The organism is Amycolatopsis plumensis (assembly GCF_042652605.1).
In the GTDB taxonomy this organism is placed as follows: domain Bacteria; phylum Actinomycetota; class Actinomycetes; order Mycobacteriales; family Pseudonocardiaceae; genus Amycolatopsis; species Amycolatopsis plumensis.
This window is the reverse complement of the sequence record NZ_JBHSJY010000001.1, coordinates 1,484,214-1,500,991: the sequence shown is the minus strand read 5'-3', so window position 1 is coordinate 1,500,991 and position 16,778 is coordinate 1,484,214. Positions and strand designations below refer to the sequence as shown.

Genomic DNA, 16,778 nt, shown 5'->3' with positions numbered 1-16,778 from the left:
GGCTCACGAAGGCAGCTTCGCCCGGAACCAGTCCGGCATGTTTTCCGGCGTGCGCGGGAAGCGCTCCTGGTCCAGGGCGTACTCGTCCGGCGCCGGCGGTGCCTGGAACGGCGGCTCGTCGTCCCGGTTGAAGTGCACGCGGTACCGGTCGGGCCGGTCGATCACCATGTCCATCGAGTACCACGTGCCGAGGCCCTCGGCGTACATCCCGCGTCGCAGCTTCGAAAGCGGCTTCGACAGTTCCCGCGGCACCGGCACCTGCTGGTGGGTGTCGTTGTCCAGTGTCGCACCCAAGCCGACGCCGGCGCGCTTGCCGATGGACATGAATTCGAAGGTCAGCCGTTCCCAGTTCGGCGGCGCCGCGTTCATGAGCGTTTTCGCGATCTCCCCCAGGATCTCGCTTTGCTCGATGGGGCTCAGCGTCATGCTGTCCGGTCCTCCGTTTTGCTTGCCGGTGCGCGGTTTTCTTCGATCCGACCCTGGTCTTCCGGGGCAGGTGCCATGGCCGCCGCGTCGGCGAGCGCCCGGCGCAGCCAGTCCGGAATCCGCTCGTCCGAGCGCGGGAACGCGGCGAGGTCGCGCGCGAACGCCACCGGGGGAAGTTCCGGGAACCACCGCGGGTCCTGGTCGTAGTTGAACGTGGCCTCCGGCTCTTCGCCCGCGCGCAGCAGGAAGGCCGCGGAGAACCAGGTGCCGCGCCCCGGCTGGTACATCGCCTCCCGCAACGCGGCGAGCAGGTTCGTCACCGCGGGTGGCGCGACTTCGGGCGAGCTGCCGTCGGCCATGACGACCGTCAGCTCGGTCTGGTACGCGACGACCGTCGCCCAGACCCGGAACGTCACGCGCCGCCACTGCGGCGGCAGCACCCGCTCGACGGCATCGAAGATCGCCGGGATCAGCTCATCAGGGCTCGCCATAGCGCCTCACTGTCGCGTTGGGATCGATCTTCTCCGGCACGTTGACGAACACCCGCTCGTAGACCCGGGAAACCCGCTCACCCGTCTCCGGGTCGACCTCGGTGACCCGCCACCGCATGACGTCCTCTTCGGACAGACCGTCGGCCCGCCGGGGCGTGTGCACCTGCAGCAGCTCGACCACCCGGTCGGGCGGGTTGTGGTAGGCGGCGAGCTGTTCCTCTTGGCGTCGCCAGGTTTCGGCGGGTTCCCAGCCGTCCCGCGCGTGCCCGCTGTTGGAGGCGGCCATCTGCCCGTGCATGTTGCCGTAGCCCGGCGCGCCGCCGCCCTCGGTGGAGACGAGGTGACCTCCCGCCCACCGGACTTCGCCGTGCTCGGGGTGGTTCCGGTAGGCGTTCTGCCCTTCGTGCCCGGCCCGGCCCTGACCGGTGTACTTGCCGCCGGCGTCGCGGAAGTCCTCGTCCGACTTCCCGTACTCCGGTTGCGCGGTGGTGTCGACGGTCTGGCCACGGCTGTCCGTCTGGTAGTCGAGCTTCTTCGACGGGTCGTTGAAGTTGTCGACGCGGTACTGGCAGTCGGGCAGCAGCGGGTAGTTGAAGTCCGGGTTCGCCGGCAGTTTGACGCCCTCCGGCGTCCGGCCGCCGCCGGGCGTCAACTCCACCCACTTGATCTTTCCCTCGGCGTCGGTGTAGAAGCGCGTCTCGGACGCGATGTCGCCGGCCCGCGTCCGGTTGACCACGTGGTATTCGGTGTTCGGCGTCAGCTCGACGCCGGCCAGCACGCGGGGGTGGGTCGGCACCGGCGTCGAGAAGTCGCCCGGCTCGGTGCGGTCCCGCCTGCGTGGGCCGGACTCGATCGTCTGCGGTGACTCGGGCGGCCGGTGGTACGGGTTGTCCGGCGAATCGTGCGGGTGCTCGCGTCCCGGCCGGTCGTAGTCGACGAACCTGTCGTCGTACGTCGGGTCGGAGCGAGGGACTTCGTGGGGGTCCCAGGCGCTGCTGTCGAAGAGTTCTTCTTCGTCGTCGTCGGCATGGGAGGGCGAACCGTCCTCGTCGCCGTCGCCACGGTGGCGGGCGCTGTCGGCGTCGACGTCGTGCGGGTCACCGTGGTGGGTGTCCGGCGCGAAGCCGTCTTCGCCGGCTCGGTGCACCGAGCCGTCCGGGTGGTGGGTGTTCCACTCGCCGTCCGGCGGGATGCGCGGCCGCATCCGGCCGTCCGGGCCGATTTCGTAGTCGGACGAGAAGACGCGGCCGTGCGAGTCGGTCCACGCCGGTCGCGTCGGGGCCATGACCTCGGTGTCGAGCTCGCGCGAGAGCCGATGCGCGAAGTCGTTCGAGCTCGCGTCGCAGCCGATCAGCCGAATCGGGCGGCCGTCGTAGTCGCCGTTGCGGCGCAGGATGTCCGCGAATTCTTCGGGGGTGTACAGCCGGTCGCCGATCCGGGCGTGGCCATCCGGGGTGACGTGCACGTCGACGGTGTAGCGGCCGTCCGGGTCCGGGTGGACGCGGTGCGGCAGGTCACCCATCTCCGGATCACCGGCGTGGTACGAGCTGCCCGACGGCGTGCTTTCGGCGTGCCGCGCGTTGACCTCGTCCGGACCGAGCGGCTCGCCGTGGTGCGGGGTGCCGTCCGGGTCGTGGTGGGCGGGGCCGTCGTGGGGGCCGGTCTCGTGGGGGCGGTTCTCGTGCGGGCGGTTTCCGTGGGGGCCGGTTTCGTGCGGGCCGTTTTCGCGCGGGCGGTTTCCGTGGGGGCCGGTTTCGTGCGGGCGGTTCTCGCGCGGGCGGTTTCCGTGCGGACTGTTCTCGTGGGGGCTGGTTTCGTGGGGGCGGTGGCCCGGGGCGCCGCCGTCGGGGCCGTGGGGGCCGCCGGGCCGGGTGCCCGGCGCATGCGTCCCGGCCCGGGTGTCGGGACCGTGGGTACCGGGCCCGAAGCCCCGGGCGGCGGGCGCCGGAGCGTCCGGCGTGCGTGGGCGGCTGCCGGGCACGTCGCCGCCGGTGCGGGGCCGTCCGGGGGCGTCGACGTGCGCGCCCGGGCTGCCGGGGGTCCCGGTCCAGCCGCCCCCGCCGGTGCGCGGGGAGCCGCCGAGGCCGCCACCACCCCCGGGCGGCATGCCGCCGCCACCCATCATCGGAGCACCACCCTGCGGCGGGAGTCCGGGTGAAGAGGCGCCATCCCCGCCTCGCGGAGAAGGGACGGTGCCGGGCTCACCGGTGCGCGGAGCGGTGGGCGCGGTACCGCTGGCCGAGGTCGAGCCATCGGCCCGCGCAGGTGCGGCGCTGCTCGGGGTATCGCCACCCGAGTGCGAGCCGGAACCATCGGACCGCGCGGGACTTCCCCCATCGGCACGACTCGGCGACCCACTGTGCGCGGACGGCGCCGCACCACCATCACCGGCGCGGGTCGGTGAGGGGCTGGAGTCGCCTGCGTGCGAAGGGGTGTTGTCCCCGGCGCGGGTGGGTGTGGGGCTGGAGTCGCCTGCGCGTGTGGGTGTGGGGCTGGAGTCGCCTGCGTGGGAAGCGCTGTTGTCCCCGGCGCGAGTCGCCGAGGGACTGTTGTCGCCTGCGTGGGAAGGGCTGTTGTCGCCCGCGTGGGTCGGCGAGGGGCTGGAGTCTCCGGCGCGGGTGGGTGAGGGACTGTTGTCCCCTGCGTGCGAGGGGGTGTTGTCCCCGGCGCGTGTGGGTGTGGGGCTGGAGTCGCCTGAGTGGGAAGCGCTGTTGTCCCCGGCGCGAGTCGCCGAGGGACTGTTGTCGCCTGCGTGGGAAGGGCTGTTGTCGCCCGCGTGGGTCGGCGAGGGGCTGGAGTCTCCGGCGCGGGTGGGTGAGGGACTGTTGTCCCCTGCGTGCGAGGGGGTGTTGTCCCCGGCGCGTGTGGGTGTGGGGCTGGAGTCGCCTGAGTGGGAAGCGCTGTTGTCCCCGGCGCGAGTCGCCGAGGGACTGTTGTCGCCTGCGTGGGAAGGGCTGTTGTCGCCCGCGTGGGTCGGCGAGGGGCTGGAGTCTCCGGCGCGGGTGGGTGAGGGACTGTTGTCGCCCGCGTGCGAGGGGGCGTTGTCCCCGGCGCGAGTCGGCGACGGGCCGGATTCGCCAGAGCGCGTCGGCGAGGGGCTGTTGTCGCCCGCATGCGAAGGCGTGTCGTCGCCCGCGCGAGTCCCCGAAGGGCCGGATTCGCCCGCGTGCGAAGGAGAACCGTCGCCGGCTTGGGAAGGGGCGCTTTCTCCGGTGCGGGTGCTCGGGGTGCCGTCACCCGAGCGCGCCGCCGACGGGCTGCTGTCCGGCGACCTGTCCCCATCCCGGCCCGATCCGGAACTCGGCGCGTCCCCGTCAGCGCCGTCGGAGCCGTGCGATCCCTCGCCGTCTCCGCCGTGGGCGCGGGTGTGGACTCCGCCGCCCTCGCCCTTGGGGATCTTCCGGACGAAGCCGCCTTCCTTGACCTTCAGCCCGTCGAGCCCGCTGACCTTGCCCAGCACCTTCCCGAAGACCTTGGCGATCTTCTCGAAGATGTCCACCAGCTTCGACAGCAGCGGCGACACGCGGCGGATCGAGTCGGTCAGCTTCTTGAGCAGCCCGGCGATCTTCTTGCCCCACTCGGCGATCGCCGCCGACGCCTGCGCGACGACGACCGGCGTGCCGAAGCCGAGGGAGAAGACCTCCTCCATCACCCACGAGATCAGCTTGCCGACCAGGTCGGCGATCAGCTGCCGCACGGTTTCCCGCACGAACGAGACGATCTGGCCCATGATCATCGTGACCGTGCTGATCGCGCCGGCCACCGTCGCCGCGCCCGCCAGCGCGTCCGAATGCTCGGCGGCGAAGGCGCGGTACGCGTCCGCGCCCGCCCCTGTCCAGCCCGTCGTGCCGTTCTTGACCGCGTTGTCGAAGTCCGTCTTGCGCTCGCCGAGCGCCTTCGAGACGTTGCCCCAGGTGTCCGCATAGGACTGGATCACCGGCGGGTTGCCCGCGACCGAATCCAGCATGTCCTTCAACGGCTGCACGTGCTCCATCAGGAACGACGCCACCGACGACATCAGGTACCCGAACGGGTCGATCGCCGCCCCGGCGATCTCGCCGGCCAGCGACAGCATGCCGAGGCCACCGGAAACCCAGTCGCCGTCCTTGATGCCGTTGAACGCGTCCATCGAAGACTCGGCGATGCCGATGCCGCCGGCCCAGCCGTAGTCGCCGTTGCCGGCGGTGAACGCGCCGGGCCCGTCCGGGTCCTTCTTGGCGTCGGCGACGAGCGGGTTCCCCTCCGGCATCACGCACCGCCCGCGGACTTGTTCAGGTCGTCGGCGACCCCGGTTTCGTAGCTGCGGTAGGCCGCCGCGGCCTCGCGCACCTTGCCCGACACCGCGGTCATCGCCTGCACGGCGTCCTTCAGCGCGTCGATGCCGTACTGCTCCACCGGGTCCAGCAGCATCCGGAACGGCTGGCAGAGGATGCCGTACGCGTCGGTCGGCATGCTCACCTGGTTCGCCGCGTCGACGGCCTGCTGCAGCCCGTCACCGATCGTGTCGAGCTGCTTCGCGTGCGCCGTGAGGTCGGTGCTGAGTTCCACGTCCGTCATCGGTTTCCCCCTCAGGAAAGAATCGGCCCGCCGAAGTCGTCGTCGTCATCGTCGGCCGGACGGCGGCGCCGCGGTGGCTGCGGCTGCTGCGGTGGCGCTGGTGGCGCCGGCGGCGGGGTGCGCGGTGGCTCCTCGGTGTCCTCGGGCAGGAACCGGCGGACGCGGTCGGGCTCCGGGAACGCGGGCTCGGGCTCCGGCGGCGGCGCGGGGAAGGTGCTCTGCGCCTCGCGGACGATCTCCGCCGCGGCCTGGTCGCCGGTGCCGGTCGTCTCGGTCATCGCCTGCTGCAGCAGCTCGGGAATCCGCGCCTGCGCGCGCTGGACCAGCTGCATCACCTGCGCCGACACCTCCGCCATCCGCTTACCCGCCGCGGTCTCGGCGATGACGAGGTTCTTCAGCAGCCCACGCGAATCGACGGTCACCTGAACGGTGCCGTCCTTCGACCGCTCGGTGACCGTCTGGCCCTGCATGCGATCGGCCAGCGCCTGGTACCGGGCGGCGTTCTCCTCGAGCCGCTTGGTCCAGTTGTCGATCATCGCGTCGCTGGCGTCGATGCTGTCCGGCATCCGGCCCCCTTCCCTCCACTCACACAGACGGAGCCGGGACGCCGTCGGTTCCCGGTTCACGGCAAAGGCCACGATAGGGGACCCCGGGGTCCCCTATCGTGGCCTCCGCCGAAATGTGTCAGAGGTTGCCTCGGCGCTCCTGCTCCCGCTCGATCGCCTCGAACAGGGCCTTGAAGTTGCCCTTGCCGAAGCCGAGCGAGCCGTGGCGCTCGATCAGCTCGTAGAACACGGTCGGGCGGTCACCGATTGGCTTCGTGAAGATCTGCAGCAGGTAGCCGTCCTCGTCGCGGTCGACCAGGATGCTGTGCTCCTTGAGCGTCTCGATCGGCACGCGGACGTTGCCGATCCGGGCGCGCAGCTCGGGGTCGTCGTAGTAGGAGTCCGGGGTGTCGAGGAACTCGACGCCCGCGGCGCGCATCGCCGTGACCGTGGCGATGATGTCGTTGGTGGCCAGCGCGATGTGCTGGCAGCCGGCACCGTCGTAGAACTCGAGGTACTCGTCGATCTGCGACTTCTTCTTCGCCACGGCCGGCTCGTTCAGCGGGAACTTGACCCGGTGGTTGCCGTTCGAGACGACCTTGCTCATCAGTGCCGAGTACTCGGTCGCGATGTCGTCGCCGACGAACTCCGCCATGTTCACGAAGCCCATGACGCGGTGGTACCAGTCGACCCAGTAGTCCATCTTGCCGAGCTCGACGTTGCCGACGCAGTGGTCGACGGCCTGGAACAGCCGCTTCGGCGCGCCTTCGGGCCGCTTGACCGTGCTTTCGCGCGGCTCGTAGCCGGGCAGGTAGACGCCGTTGTAGCGCGACCGGTCGACCAGGGAGTGGCGGGTCTCGCCGTAGGTCGCGATCGCGGCGACACGGACGGTGCCGTGCTCGTCGGAGACGTCGTGCGGCTCCTCGAGGATGGTCGCGCCCTGGGCGCGCGCGTGCTCGATGCACTTGTCGACGTCGGTGGTCTCCAGCGCCAGGTCGATGACGCCGTCGCCGTGCTTGCGGTGGTGGTCCAGCAGCGGCGAGTCCGGCTTCACGCCGCCGGTGATGACGAACCGGGCCGAGCCGGACTTGAGGACGTAGCTCTTGCGGTCGTAGACGCCGGTCTCGGGACCGGAGTAGGCGACGAGCTGCATCCCGAACGCGATCTGGTAGTACCAGGCGGTCTGGGTGGCGTTGCCGGCGATGAACACCACCGCGTCCATGGCCTTGACCGGGAACGGGTCGGTCGAGGCGTCGTGGTCGACGAGCCCGACCAGCTGACGCAGCTGGTCGTAGCTGACGTCGTCGAGGGCACCCTGGGGTTCGGCAGTCTGGGTCATACCTCGAAGGATCATCCTTGCGAGGCAAGATGCGCAATGGTCTCTGATTTTGCTGGACAATCTGACCGGTGCGTGCCGGAGATCGGCGGTCATGATGGACAATCTGCGCATGGCGGAGAACCTCGATGCGCTGGATGCGCGACTGCTGTTGCTGCTCACGGACTCGCCGCGTCTGGGGGTGCTGGAGTGCGCGCGCCGGCTCGGGGTGGCGCGCGGAACGGTCCAGGCGCGCCTCGACCGCCTGACCGAGCGCGGCATCCTCGGCGGCTTCCCGCCGGAGCTCGACCTGGCGGCGATGGGCTACGGCCTCACGGCGTTCGCGGTGCTCGAGATCGCGCAGGGCCGCCGCGCCGAGGTGGCGGAGGCCCTCGCCGCGATCGACGAGGTGTGCGAGGTGCACGCGACCACCGGCCAGGGCGACCTGTTCGTCCGCATGGTGGCACGGGGCAACGACGACCTGCAGCGGGTGATCGACGAGGTGGTCGGCGTCCCGGACGTGCTGCGGACGTCGACGTCGATCGCGTTGTCCACGCCGGTGCCGCCGCGGGTCCGTCCCCTCCTCGAACGCACCGCCCGAACGCAGTGAATGACTCATTCCTGGCGTCCGACGCCAGGAATGAGTCATTCACTGCATCGCAGGCGCGCCCTCAGCTCAGGCTTGGTAGGCCACGTGGGCCAGGTAGCGCTCGGCCGAGCGCTGGACGACCTCGAAGCCGTCGGTCCGCACGATCGCGTCCCACCAGGCCCCGTAGATCGCCTCGAACCGGTACCCCGCCAGCAGCTCCGCCGCGCGGCGGACGACGCTCGGCCGCTCCGGGATCAGGTTCGGGTAGCTGTACATGAAGCCCACGTGCGTGCGGTCCGGGATCACCTGCACGATGTCGCCGGTCAGGAGCGCGCCCTGCCCGTTTTCGCCGTCCGGCCAGTGCAGCACCGTGCCGCCGTCGAAGTGCACCCCGAGGTTGATCAGCCGCAGGTCGTCCGCGACGTCGAGGGTGGTGCCGGACCACAGCTTCACCGCCGGGTCGGGCCTGCCGATCCACTGCTGGTCGGCTTCGTGCAGGTAGACCGGCACGTCGAAGGCGCGCGCCCACTCCACCATCGTCGTGTAGTAGTGCGGGTGGCTGATCGCGATGCCGGTGATCCCGCCCAGCTCCTCGACCTGCGCCACCAGCGCGTCGTCGAGGTAGGCCGCGCAGTCCCAGAGGAAGTTGCCCGAGCGGGCCCGCACCAGCAGGGCCCGCTGGCCGATCGCGAACTCCGGGTTCGAGCCGACCCCGGTCAGGCCGGGGCCCTGCTCCTCGACGCGCGGGGTGTACGTGCCACTCGAGCGGAGCGCGGAAAGGTTCGTCCACTGCTGCCCGGACTGCGGGACGTACTGGCGTTCGTCCTCGCAGATCGGGCAGTCCTCGCGGGCCGCGGCGTACTGCATGCCGCAGGCCTGGCACATCGGTTCGGTGCTCACGACGGTGTCCTCCCAGTATGTGGATCCTGGGAGGACACGCTAGCCGTGGACGTCAGGCGTCGGTGTACGGAACCGCCTTGACGAGCGTCACCTTCTGGACCTTGCCGTTGGGCAGCTCGTACTCGCGGGACTCGCCCTCCTTGGCGCCGAGCAGGGCCTTGCCCAGCGGCGACTCCGGGGAGTACACGTCGAGTTCGCCCTCGGCGCCCTCTTCGCGGGTGGCGAGCAGGAACTTCTCGTCCTCGTCGTCGCCCTCGTACCGGACGGTGAGCACCTTGCCGGGGCCGGCGGTGCCGTCGTTGGCGGGCGCCTCGCCGACCTTGGCCGAGCGCAGCAGCTCCTGCAGGTGCCGGATGCGCGCTTCGGCCTGGCCCTGCTCTTCGCGAGCCGCGTGGTAACCGCCGTTTTCCTTGAGGTCACCCTCTTCGCGGCTGTCGTTGATGCGCGCGGCGATGACCGGCCGATTCTCGATCATTTCGTCGAGCTCGTGCTTGAGCCGGTCGTAGGCATCCTGGGTGAGCCAGGTCACCTTGGTGTCGCTCACGGTCACCATCTCCTCGTCGGGCCTGCCAGGCTTGCGTGTTCAAGCCGGCCCACGCGGGCGTAGGTGCCCGCGTGGCTGAGATAAAGGAAAAACACGGCCCGTCGCGGACCGTGCTGAGGGGTCAGAGTATCACGGCGCGAGAGGTCGACGCCCGTTATTTCCCCGCGCCCTGGGCGTTGAGCGCGCGGTTCACCCCGTTGGCCGCTATGGGGTTGACAGATAGCGTGGTATGTCGTACGAGCAGCCGAAGACGTCTGCAGTAACCGGTTCCCCGATGCTCTTGATCGTCGTGCTCATCCTGCTGTACTTCGCGCCGGCCGGGATCAGGAGCTCTTTGCGGCCGCTCTCGGCGCCGGTCTTGTCGCGGACGCGGACGACGCACACGCCCGGCCTGCTGTCGTCGTCCCGGGTGACGTTGATGGTGATTTCCATCGCGTTGCCCGGTTTCGCGCTGAACGCGATGCGCTCGGCGTCGATCGGCGCCGACCCGAGGTTGACGTACGCGATCCAGGCGATCAGGCCGCTGACCAGCAGGGCGATGGCCAGGAAGAGCCAGCGCCGCCAGCGCCGGGACGTCGTGGCGCGCCCGGTGCCGTACCGGCCTTCGGGCAGCGCGGGCGCGCTGGCCGTTTTCGCCGGTCCGCCTGCCAACCCGGGCCTCCTGCTCGTTCTTGTCGTACCCCTGGGGACAATGGGGGTGCGGGTACGCCTCGAGTATCCGCCCGCTGGGTGGGCGGCCCGCACGTGGGTCGCGGAATAAGGGCAGAAGGGGAGTCGTTCCGAGCATGGTGGACGCCGACGAGTTGAGGAACACCGCCAAACCGCGCCTGCGCCTGATGGCCGTGCACGCGCACCCGGACGACGAGTCGAGCAAGGGCGCCGCCACGATGGCGCGCTACGCCGCCGAGGGGCACGAGGTGCTGGTCGTCACGTGCACCGGGGGCGAGGCCGGCAGCATCCTGAATCCGGCCATGGACCGCCCCGAGGTGCTGGCGAACATGGCCGAGATCCGCCGCGAGGAGATGGCCAGGGCGGCCAAGATCCTCGGCGTGAACCAGCGCTGGCTGGGCTTCGTCGACTCCGGCCTGCCGGAGGGCGACCCGCTGCCGCCGGTGCCGGAGGGGTCGTTCGCCGTCGTGCCGCTGGAGGAGTCCGCCGAGGCGCTGGTGCGCGTGATCCGGGAGTTCCGCCCGCACGTGATCACCACCTACGACGAGAACGGCGGCTACCCGCACCCCGACCACATCCGCACCCACGAGGTGTCGATGGCGGCGTGGGACGCGGCCCCGGACCCCGATCGCTTCCCCGACGCCGGCGAGCCGTGGCAGCCGCTGAAGCTGTACTACGTGCACGGCTTCTCGCGCGCCCGGATGATCCTGTTCGACGAGGCGCTGAAGGCGGCCGGCCTCGAGTCGCCCTACACCGAGTGGCTGGCCAACTGGGACCCCGAGCGGGGCGATGTGATGGAGCGGGTGACGACCCGCGTCGAGTGCGGTGAATACTTCGAGGTGCGTGACGAGGCGCTGAAGGCGCACGCCACGCAGATCGACCCGACCAGCCGCTGGTTCGCCGTGCCGCGGGAGATCCAGCGCGAGGTCTGGCCGACCGAGGAGTACGAGCTGGTGAAGTCGCTGGTCGACAGCACGTTGCCGGAGGACGACCTGTTCGCAGGCATCGAGGAGAAGGTGAACACATGAGTCTGACGCTGCCGGCCGGCGTGGCCCTTCCGGTGACCGCGTCGGCCCTGGTCTTGACGCAGCAGCCGGGCAACGGCGACAACGGCGGGCAGGGGGAGGACTTCGGCAAGTCCTCCCCGGTCGGCTTCCTGGTGCTGATCCTCTTCCTCATCGCGGTGGCCTTCCTGGTCCGCTCGATGACGAAGCACCTCAAGCGCGTCCCGGCCAGCTTCGACGACCCGCCGGCCGAAGAGGCCGCGGCGGAGCAGCCCGCCGAGAAGGCCGAGCCGGAGGTGACCGAGAAGCCCGTGAAGGACCTCCCGGTCACCAAGGCCGATTAGGGCGTGTTCCAAAAGCGGTGAACCCACCGTCCGCGCCCGTCACCGTTCCGAGTCATCCGGGCGTGCCGGGCATCGCCGACGCGTCGTACGAGAGCAGTTCCCAGCTGTGGCCGTCCGGGTCGTCCACGGCACGGTTGTACAGCCAGCCCATGTCCTGAGCAGGGCGCGGCTCGGACCCGCCCGCCTTCACCGCGGCCTCGACCAGCCGGTCGACGTCCTCCTTCGACTCGGCGGACAGCGCCAGGATCGACTCGATCGCACCGGAGGCGACCGGCCGCGAGGTGAACCGGCCGAACTGCTCGTGCGTCATCACCTGCACGGTCACCGCCTCGCCGAGGACGACCTGCGCGGACGTCTCGCCGGTGAACTGCGGGTTGAGCACCCCACCCAGCGCCGTGTAGAACGCCGTGCTCGCGTCCAGGTCGGCGACCGGCAGGTTGACGTAGATCTGGGTGAAAGCCACTGGTGCTCCTAGGTTCTTGTGGCCGGCTCTTCCGGCTGACTTCGAACCTACGGCCGTACCTGGACCTCGGTCTTGTACAGCAGCGACACCATCTCGCCGGTGGTCGGCCGCCGCAGCTGGGTCGTCGTCCGGCCGACGAACCGGGTCAGCGACCGCGCCAGATGTGGCTGGTCGTGATACCCGACCAGATGCACGACCTCGGCCGCGGCCACGCCCTGCCGCAGCAGCATCGTGGCCTGCCGCGCCCGCTCGATCTGGCGGATCATGCCCTGCGTCAGGCCCGTGGCCGCGGCGACCCGGCGCTGCACCGAGCGCGGTGTGACCAGCACCGGCCGCTCCCCGGCGACGACGTCGGTCACCAACGGGTCCCGCACCAGCAACCCCGCCCGGACCAAGCGCTCCACGAACGTCTCCGCGTTCTGGTAGGTCGGGATCTCCCACTCGCTGCCCTGCAGCGCGAAGGAGCGCGGCGTCGTGTACGGGCTCGACACGCTGCTGTCCACAAGCCCGCCCACGGGCAGCATCCGCAGGAAGGCACCGTGCCGGAAGATCACGCCGAAGGTGCTGCCCAGCCCGCCACCCAACGGGACCACAGTGGGCCGGGTCTCGGGACCGCGGACCGACACGGTGGTGACGCCGCCCGACGCCCACACCAGCAGCTCCCAGTTCGAGTTCACGACCGACACCACGCGCTCCGGCGCGAAACTGCCCTGCCCACCATTCGGCGCCACCCGATATACGCCCTCGACGTAGGGCGAGTCCGACAATCGGTACTCAAGTCCTGAAAAGTCCTCGAACCGGTCGAGCGCCACGTCAGGGATCGTAGCGGGAGCGACCGGCCGGCCGCGGTCCCCGCGCGGAGGAGGCGGCCGGTGACCGCGATCGTCTACGAACTCACGCCGTAGGGGGCGTCCTTCGCCAGTGGTCCCTTGGCGCACCTCACCGAGTGGGCCGCCGAGAGCCAGGGCGTGGGCCTGACCCGGATGCAGTGAATGACTCATTCCTGACATCGGATGCCAGGAATGAGTCATTCACTGCATTTCGGCCCGGCGCCTCACAGCCGCGGGTCCACCGGGTCCGACTCCAGCGCGAGCACCGCGAACACGCACTCGTGCACCCGCCACAGCGGCTCACCCCGCGCCACCCGCTCCAGGGCCTCCAGGCCCAGCGCGTACTCGCGCAGCGCCAGCATCCGCTTGCGGTTGAGCCCGCGCTTGCGCAGCCGTTCCAGGTTCTCCGGCAGCGTGTAGTCCGGGCCGTAGATGATCCGCAGGTACTCGCGCCCGCGCACCTTCACCCCGGGCTGGACCAGCCCGCGCGGCCCGCGGGCCAGGTTCGCCGCCGGCTTGACGACCATGCCCTCGCCGCCGGCCGCCGTCAGGTCCTCCCACCACGAGACGCCCCGGGCGACCGACGCCTCGTCCAGCAGGTCCACCTCCAGCGTCCGGGTGCGCTGGAAGCGCGAGCCGGGCAACTGATCCAGCAAAGCGAGGTGCCAGGCGTGCGGCCGGTCGTGGTAGGCCTTCCCTTCGGACGCCAGCAGCTGGAACGGCGCCAGCCGCACCCCGTCGAGGCCGGACGTCGGCCAGCAGTAGCGCCGGTACGCCGTCCGGTAGGAGTCCACTGTGGAGGAACGCGACGCCGTCCTCGCCAGGAGGTCGCCGACGTCGATGCCGCGCGCCGCGGCCGTGGCCATCGCCGAGACCGCCGCGGGCAGCACGGCCTGGGCCGCCGCCCCCACGGACGCGTACTGGGAAGCGATCAGCGAACCGGCTTTCGCGCTCCACGGCAGCAGTTCCGCGTCGAGCAGCAGCCAGCCCGAGCCGAGCTCCTCGAACAGCCCGGCCGCCGCCGTGCGCACGTCGGCCAGGAGGGCAGCGTTCTGGGCAGGCGAGAAGAACGGGCGCCCGGTCCGCGTGTACACCGCACCGCCACCGCGGATGCCGAAGCGGCGGTACGCCACTTCGTCGTCCTGGCAGACGAGCACGACGGCTCGCGAGCCCATGTGCTTCTCTTCGCACAGCACCGCCTCGACCCCGGCCGCCCGGTACTCGGCGAACGCCTCCTCCGGGTGCTCGAGGTAACCCTCCCGGGCCGACGTCGAACACGGCGCCATCGTCGGCGGCAGGTACGCGAGCCACCGCGGGTCGACCGCGAACCGGCTCATCACCTCCAGCGCCGCCGCCGACTGCTCCGCCGAGACGCCGACCCGGCCGTGGTGGGCGGTCTGCACGATCCGCTTCCCGGTGACGTCGGTCAGCTCCAGCACCGCCGGTTCGCGCCCGCCCAGCGGCCGCGCCGCGTCGAGCGGGCGAGCCGGCTCGTACCAGACCTTGTGCGCTGGCACCGAGACGACTTCGCGCTCCGGGTACCGCAGCGCGGTCAGCTTCCCGCCGAACACGGCGCCGGTGTCGAGGCACATGGTGTTGTTGACCCATTCCGCCTCGAGCGTCGGCGTGTGCCCGTAGAGGACCATCGCGGTGCCGCGGTAGTCGCGCGCCCACGGCAGCCGCACCGGCAGGCCGTACTCGTCGGTCTCGCCGGTCGTGTCGCCGTAGAGCGCCATGCTGCGCACCCGCCCGGACGCGCGCCCGTGGTACCGCTCCGGCAGCCCGGCGTGCGCGACGACGAGCTTCCCGCCGTCGAGGACGTAGTGCGCGATGAGCCCGTCGCAGAACTCGTGGACCTGACGGCGGAACTCCTCGCTCTCCACGCCCAGCTGCTCCAGCGACTCGGCGAGCCCGTGCGCGGCGTTGACCTTCCGCCCGTGCAGGGCGCGCACCAGCTTCTGCTCGTGGTTGCCGCACACGACCAGCGCGTTCCCAGACGCCGCCATCGCCATCACGCGCCGCAGCACGCCCGGGGTGTCCGGGCCGCGGTCGACGAGGTCGCCGACGAACACCGCGGTCCGCCCGTCCGGGTGCACGCCGTCGACGTACCCCAGCTCGGCGAGCAGCTCCTCGAGCTCGGCCGCGCACCCGTGGACGTCGCCGATCACGTCGAACGGCCCGGTCAGCTCGCGCTTGTCGTTGCGCAGCGGCTCGACGACGATCTCCGCCCCGGCCACTTCGGCCTCGGACCGCAGCACGTGCACGCGCCGGAACCCCTCGCGCTCCAGCGACTTCAGCGATCGTTGCAGCTCACCGCGCTGCCGCCGGATCACGTGGTCGCCGAAGTCGCGGTCGGTGCGCGACGCGTTGCGCGCGGCGCAGACGGCCACCGGCAGGTCGAGCACGATCGCCGTCGGGAGCACGTCGTGCTCCTTCGCGAGCTTCACCAGGCTCGCCCGGGAAGCGCGCTGGACGTTCGTCGCGTCGATGACGGTCGTCCGGCCGGCCGCGAGCCGCTTCGCCGCGACGTAGTGCAGCGCGTCGAAGGCGTCGGCCGAGGCCGACTGGTCGTTCTCGTCGTCGGCGACGAGCCCGCGGAAGAAGTCGCTGGAGAGCACCTGCGTCGGCGCGAAGTGCGTGCGCGCGAACGTCGACTTGCCGGAGCCGGAAGCGCCGACGAGCACGACGAGCGCCATGTCGGGGACGGTCAGCTTCACGCGGCCACCTCCTTTTGGGTGGTGAAGACCGCCATCTGGGTCGGCGGTCCCGATTCCTGGTCCTCCGGTCCGATCGGCAGGTATCGGACGTCGTAGCCGCGCCGGGTCGCGACGCCGTCCGCCCAGGCGCGGAACTCGGCTCGGGTCCATTCGAACCGGTGGTCGGCGTGCCGGAAATGCCCCATCGGCAGGAACTCGAACAGCCGGTTGTACTCCGCGTTGGGCGTCGTGACGAGCACCGTGCGCGGCGCCGCGACCCCGAACACCGCGTGTTCCAGTGCGGGGAGCCGGTCGGCGTCGACGTGTTCGACGACCTCCATGAGCACGGCGGCGTCGAACCCGGCCAGCGCCGGGTCGGCGTAGGTCAGCGCGGACTGCCGCAGCGTGACGCGGGCGCTGCCCTTCAGCCGCTTCTCGGCGATGTCCAGCGCACTGCTCGACACGTCGACACCGACGAGTTCGGTGAACGACCGCTCCTTTTCGAGGACGCGCAGCAGCGCGCCGGAGCCGCAGCCGAGGTCCAAGACGCGCCGGGCGCCCACGGCCCGCAGCGCGGCGAGCACGCTGCCGTGACGCTGCGACGCGAGGCTCTCCGGCTTGTCCGGCACCTCCGTGACCAGCGCTTCGGCCTCCGCCGGGACGTCGTCCGCCTCGGCCAGCCGCGAAAGCGCGTACGTGACGACCGGGCGGCGCCGCTCCAGGTAGCGGTTCGTGATGAGCGTCCGTTCGGGGTGCCCGGCGAGCCAGCCGTCGCCGGCGCGCAGCAGCTTGTCGGCCTCGTCCTGGCCGACCCAGTAGTGCTTGTCGCCGTCGAGCGCCGGCAGCAGGACGTACAGGTGCCGCAGCGCGTCGGCGACGCGCTGGGTGCCGGCGAGCCGCAAGTCGACATAGCGGCTGTCGCCCCACTGCGGGAACTGCGGGTCGAGCGGGATCGGCGTCGCCGAAACGCGCCAGCCGAGCGGCTCGAACAGCTTGTGCACGACCTCCGGACCACCGCGAGCCGACAGCGACGGCAGGTGGATCTCCAGGTCGAAGGCCTCCTCGACCAGGTCGGGCCGCGCGGCGCACCGGCCCGCGAGCGCCGTCGTGAACGCGGCCCGCAGCGCGACCGCGAGGTACGAGCCCCCGGCGTACGGGCGGTCGTTGACGTACTGCGTCAGCGACGTCCCGCCCCCGCGGACGAGGCCGACGGGATCGATTTCGACGAACAACGCGGCGGTGCAGCGGTCCGGCGTCGCCACCGGGTAGAAGACGTGCGCGGTGCCGGCGGACAGCGCGACCGACTGCGCCTTCTCCGGATGCTTGTGCAGGAGAAAGCCCAGGTCGGTGGCGGGGTTCCGGGTCGTCGTGATGGTCAGCAGCACCGGATCAGTGTGGCCGAGGA

16 protein-coding genes are annotated in these 16,778 nt (G+C 71.0%); 3 read left to right on the top strand and 13 right to left on the bottom strand.

Annotated features, from left to right (window positions below; genetic code table 11):
• Positions 1-3: 3 nt before the first annotated feature.
• The 6 genes from ACFPLC_RS06750 to hppD all read right to left on the bottom strand — a co-directional run bounded on the left by ACFPLC_RS06750 (position 4) and on the right by hppD (position 7,358).
• Entirely contained in the window at positions 4-426 is a 423-nt protein-coding gene (locus ACFPLC_RS06750) for a hypothetical protein (protein WP_378195452.1), read from the bottom strand.
• On the bottom strand, positions 423-917 hold the full coding sequence (locus ACFPLC_RS06745) for a hypothetical protein (RefSeq protein ID WP_378195455.1): 495 nt from the start codon (positions 915-917) through the stop codon (positions 423-425). The genes ACFPLC_RS06750 and ACFPLC_RS06745 overlap by 4 nt, the downstream gene beginning before the upstream one ends.
• Complete coding sequence (locus ACFPLC_RS06740) at positions 904-5,166, bottom strand: hypothetical protein (RefSeq protein WP_378235731.1); 4,263 nt, start codon at positions 5,164-5,166, stop codon at positions 904-906. The genes ACFPLC_RS06745 and ACFPLC_RS06740 overlap by 14 nt, the downstream gene beginning before the upstream one ends.
• The gene (locus ACFPLC_RS06735; protein ID WP_378207213.1) at positions 5,166-5,474 is read right to left on the bottom strand and encodes a type VII secretion target; all 309 of its coding nucleotides are present in this window, start codon (positions 5,472-5,474) and stop codon (positions 5,166-5,168) included. Before ACFPLC_RS06735 ends, ACFPLC_RS06740 begins: the two co-directional genes overlap by 1 nt.
• 11 nt (positions 5,475-5,485) lie before the next feature.
• On the bottom strand, positions 5,486-6,040 hold the full coding sequence (locus ACFPLC_RS06730) for a YbaB/EbfC family nucleoid-associated protein (RefSeq protein ID WP_378207216.1): 555 nt from the start codon (positions 6,038-6,040) through the stop codon (positions 5,486-5,488).
• Positions 6,041-6,158: 118 nt separating this feature from the next.
• Entirely contained in the window at positions 6,159-7,358 is a 1,200-nt protein-coding gene (gene hppD / locus ACFPLC_RS06725; protein ID WP_378207219.1) for a 4-hydroxyphenylpyruvate dioxygenase, read from the bottom strand.
• A gap of 109 nt (positions 7,359-7,467) precedes the next feature.
• On the opposite strand from hppD, the gene ACFPLC_RS06720 reads away from it, so the two are divergent.
• On the top strand, positions 7,468-7,944 hold the full coding sequence (locus ACFPLC_RS06720; protein ID WP_378207222.1) for an Lrp/AsnC family transcriptional regulator: 477 nt from the start codon (positions 7,468-7,470) through the stop codon (positions 7,942-7,944).
• 66 nt (positions 7,945-8,010) lie between these two features.
• Here ACFPLC_RS06720 and ACFPLC_RS06715 read toward each other — a convergent pair whose 3' ends face one another.
• The 3 genes from ACFPLC_RS06715 to ACFPLC_RS06705 all read right to left on the bottom strand — a co-directional run bounded on the left by ACFPLC_RS06715 (position 8,011) and on the right by ACFPLC_RS06705 (position 10,018).
• Positions 8,011-8,823 carry an MBL fold metallo-hydrolase gene (locus ACFPLC_RS06715; protein ID WP_378207225.1) on the bottom strand — a complete coding sequence of 271 codons (813 nt, stop codon included), beginning with the start codon at positions 8,821-8,823 and terminating at the stop codon, positions 8,011-8,013.
• A gap of 52 nt (positions 8,824-8,875) precedes the next feature.
• Positions 8,876-9,376, bottom strand: coding sequence for a transcription elongation factor GreA (gene greA, locus ACFPLC_RS06710; RefSeq protein WP_086845342.1), 501 nt, complete (start codon positions 9,374-9,376; stop codon positions 8,876-8,878).
• A gap of 195 nt (positions 9,377-9,571) precedes the next feature.
• Positions 9,572-10,018 carry a DUF4307 domain-containing protein gene (locus ACFPLC_RS06705; protein ID WP_378207228.1) on the bottom strand — a complete coding sequence of 149 codons (447 nt, stop codon included), beginning with the start codon at positions 10,016-10,018 and terminating at the stop codon, positions 9,572-9,574.
• 134 nt (positions 10,019-10,152) lie between these two features.
• Here ACFPLC_RS06705 and mca point away from each other — a divergent pair, with 134 nt between their 5' ends.
• Both mca and ACFPLC_RS06695 read left to right on the top strand, forming a co-directional pair.
• A complete protein-coding gene (mca, locus tag ACFPLC_RS06700; protein ID WP_378207231.1) occupies positions 10,153-11,064 on the top strand; it encodes a mycothiol conjugate amidase Mca in 912 nt (303 codons plus the stop codon).
• Positions 11,061-11,384, top strand: coding sequence for a hypothetical protein (locus tag ACFPLC_RS06695; protein WP_378207234.1), 324 nt, complete (start codon positions 11,061-11,063; stop codon positions 11,382-11,384). Before mca ends, ACFPLC_RS06695 begins: the two co-directional genes overlap by 4 nt.
• 52 nt (positions 11,385-11,436) lie before the next feature.
• On the opposite strand, the gene ACFPLC_RS06690 is transcribed toward ACFPLC_RS06695, so the two are convergent.
• The 4 genes from ACFPLC_RS06690 to ACFPLC_RS06675 all read right to left on the bottom strand — a co-directional run bounded on the left by ACFPLC_RS06690 (position 11,437) and on the right by ACFPLC_RS06675 (position 16,758).
• The gene (locus ACFPLC_RS06690) at positions 11,437-11,847 is read right to left on the bottom strand and encodes a VOC family protein (RefSeq protein WP_378207237.1); all 411 of its coding nucleotides are present in this window, start codon (positions 11,845-11,847) and stop codon (positions 11,437-11,439) included.
• Between the two features lie 47 nt (positions 11,848-11,894).
• Positions 11,895-12,659, bottom strand: a complete 765-nt coding sequence (locus ACFPLC_RS06685) for a helix-turn-helix domain-containing protein (RefSeq protein ID WP_378235730.1) — start codon at positions 12,657-12,659, stop codon at positions 11,895-11,897.
• Between the two features lie 242 nt (positions 12,660-12,901).
• Positions 12,902-15,394, bottom strand: coding sequence for a polynucleotide kinase-phosphatase (locus ACFPLC_RS06680; RefSeq protein ID WP_378207243.1), 2,493 nt, complete (start codon positions 15,392-15,394; stop codon positions 12,902-12,904).
• Positions 15,391-16,758 (bottom strand): 3' terminal RNA ribose 2'-O-methyltransferase Hen1, encoded by a 1,368-nt coding sequence (locus ACFPLC_RS06675; RefSeq protein ID WP_378207246.1) that lies wholly within the window; start codon positions 16,756-16,758, stop codon positions 15,391-15,393. The genes ACFPLC_RS06680 and ACFPLC_RS06675 overlap by 4 nt, the downstream gene beginning before the upstream one ends.
• Between the last annotated feature and the right edge of the window lie 20 nt (positions 16,759-16,778).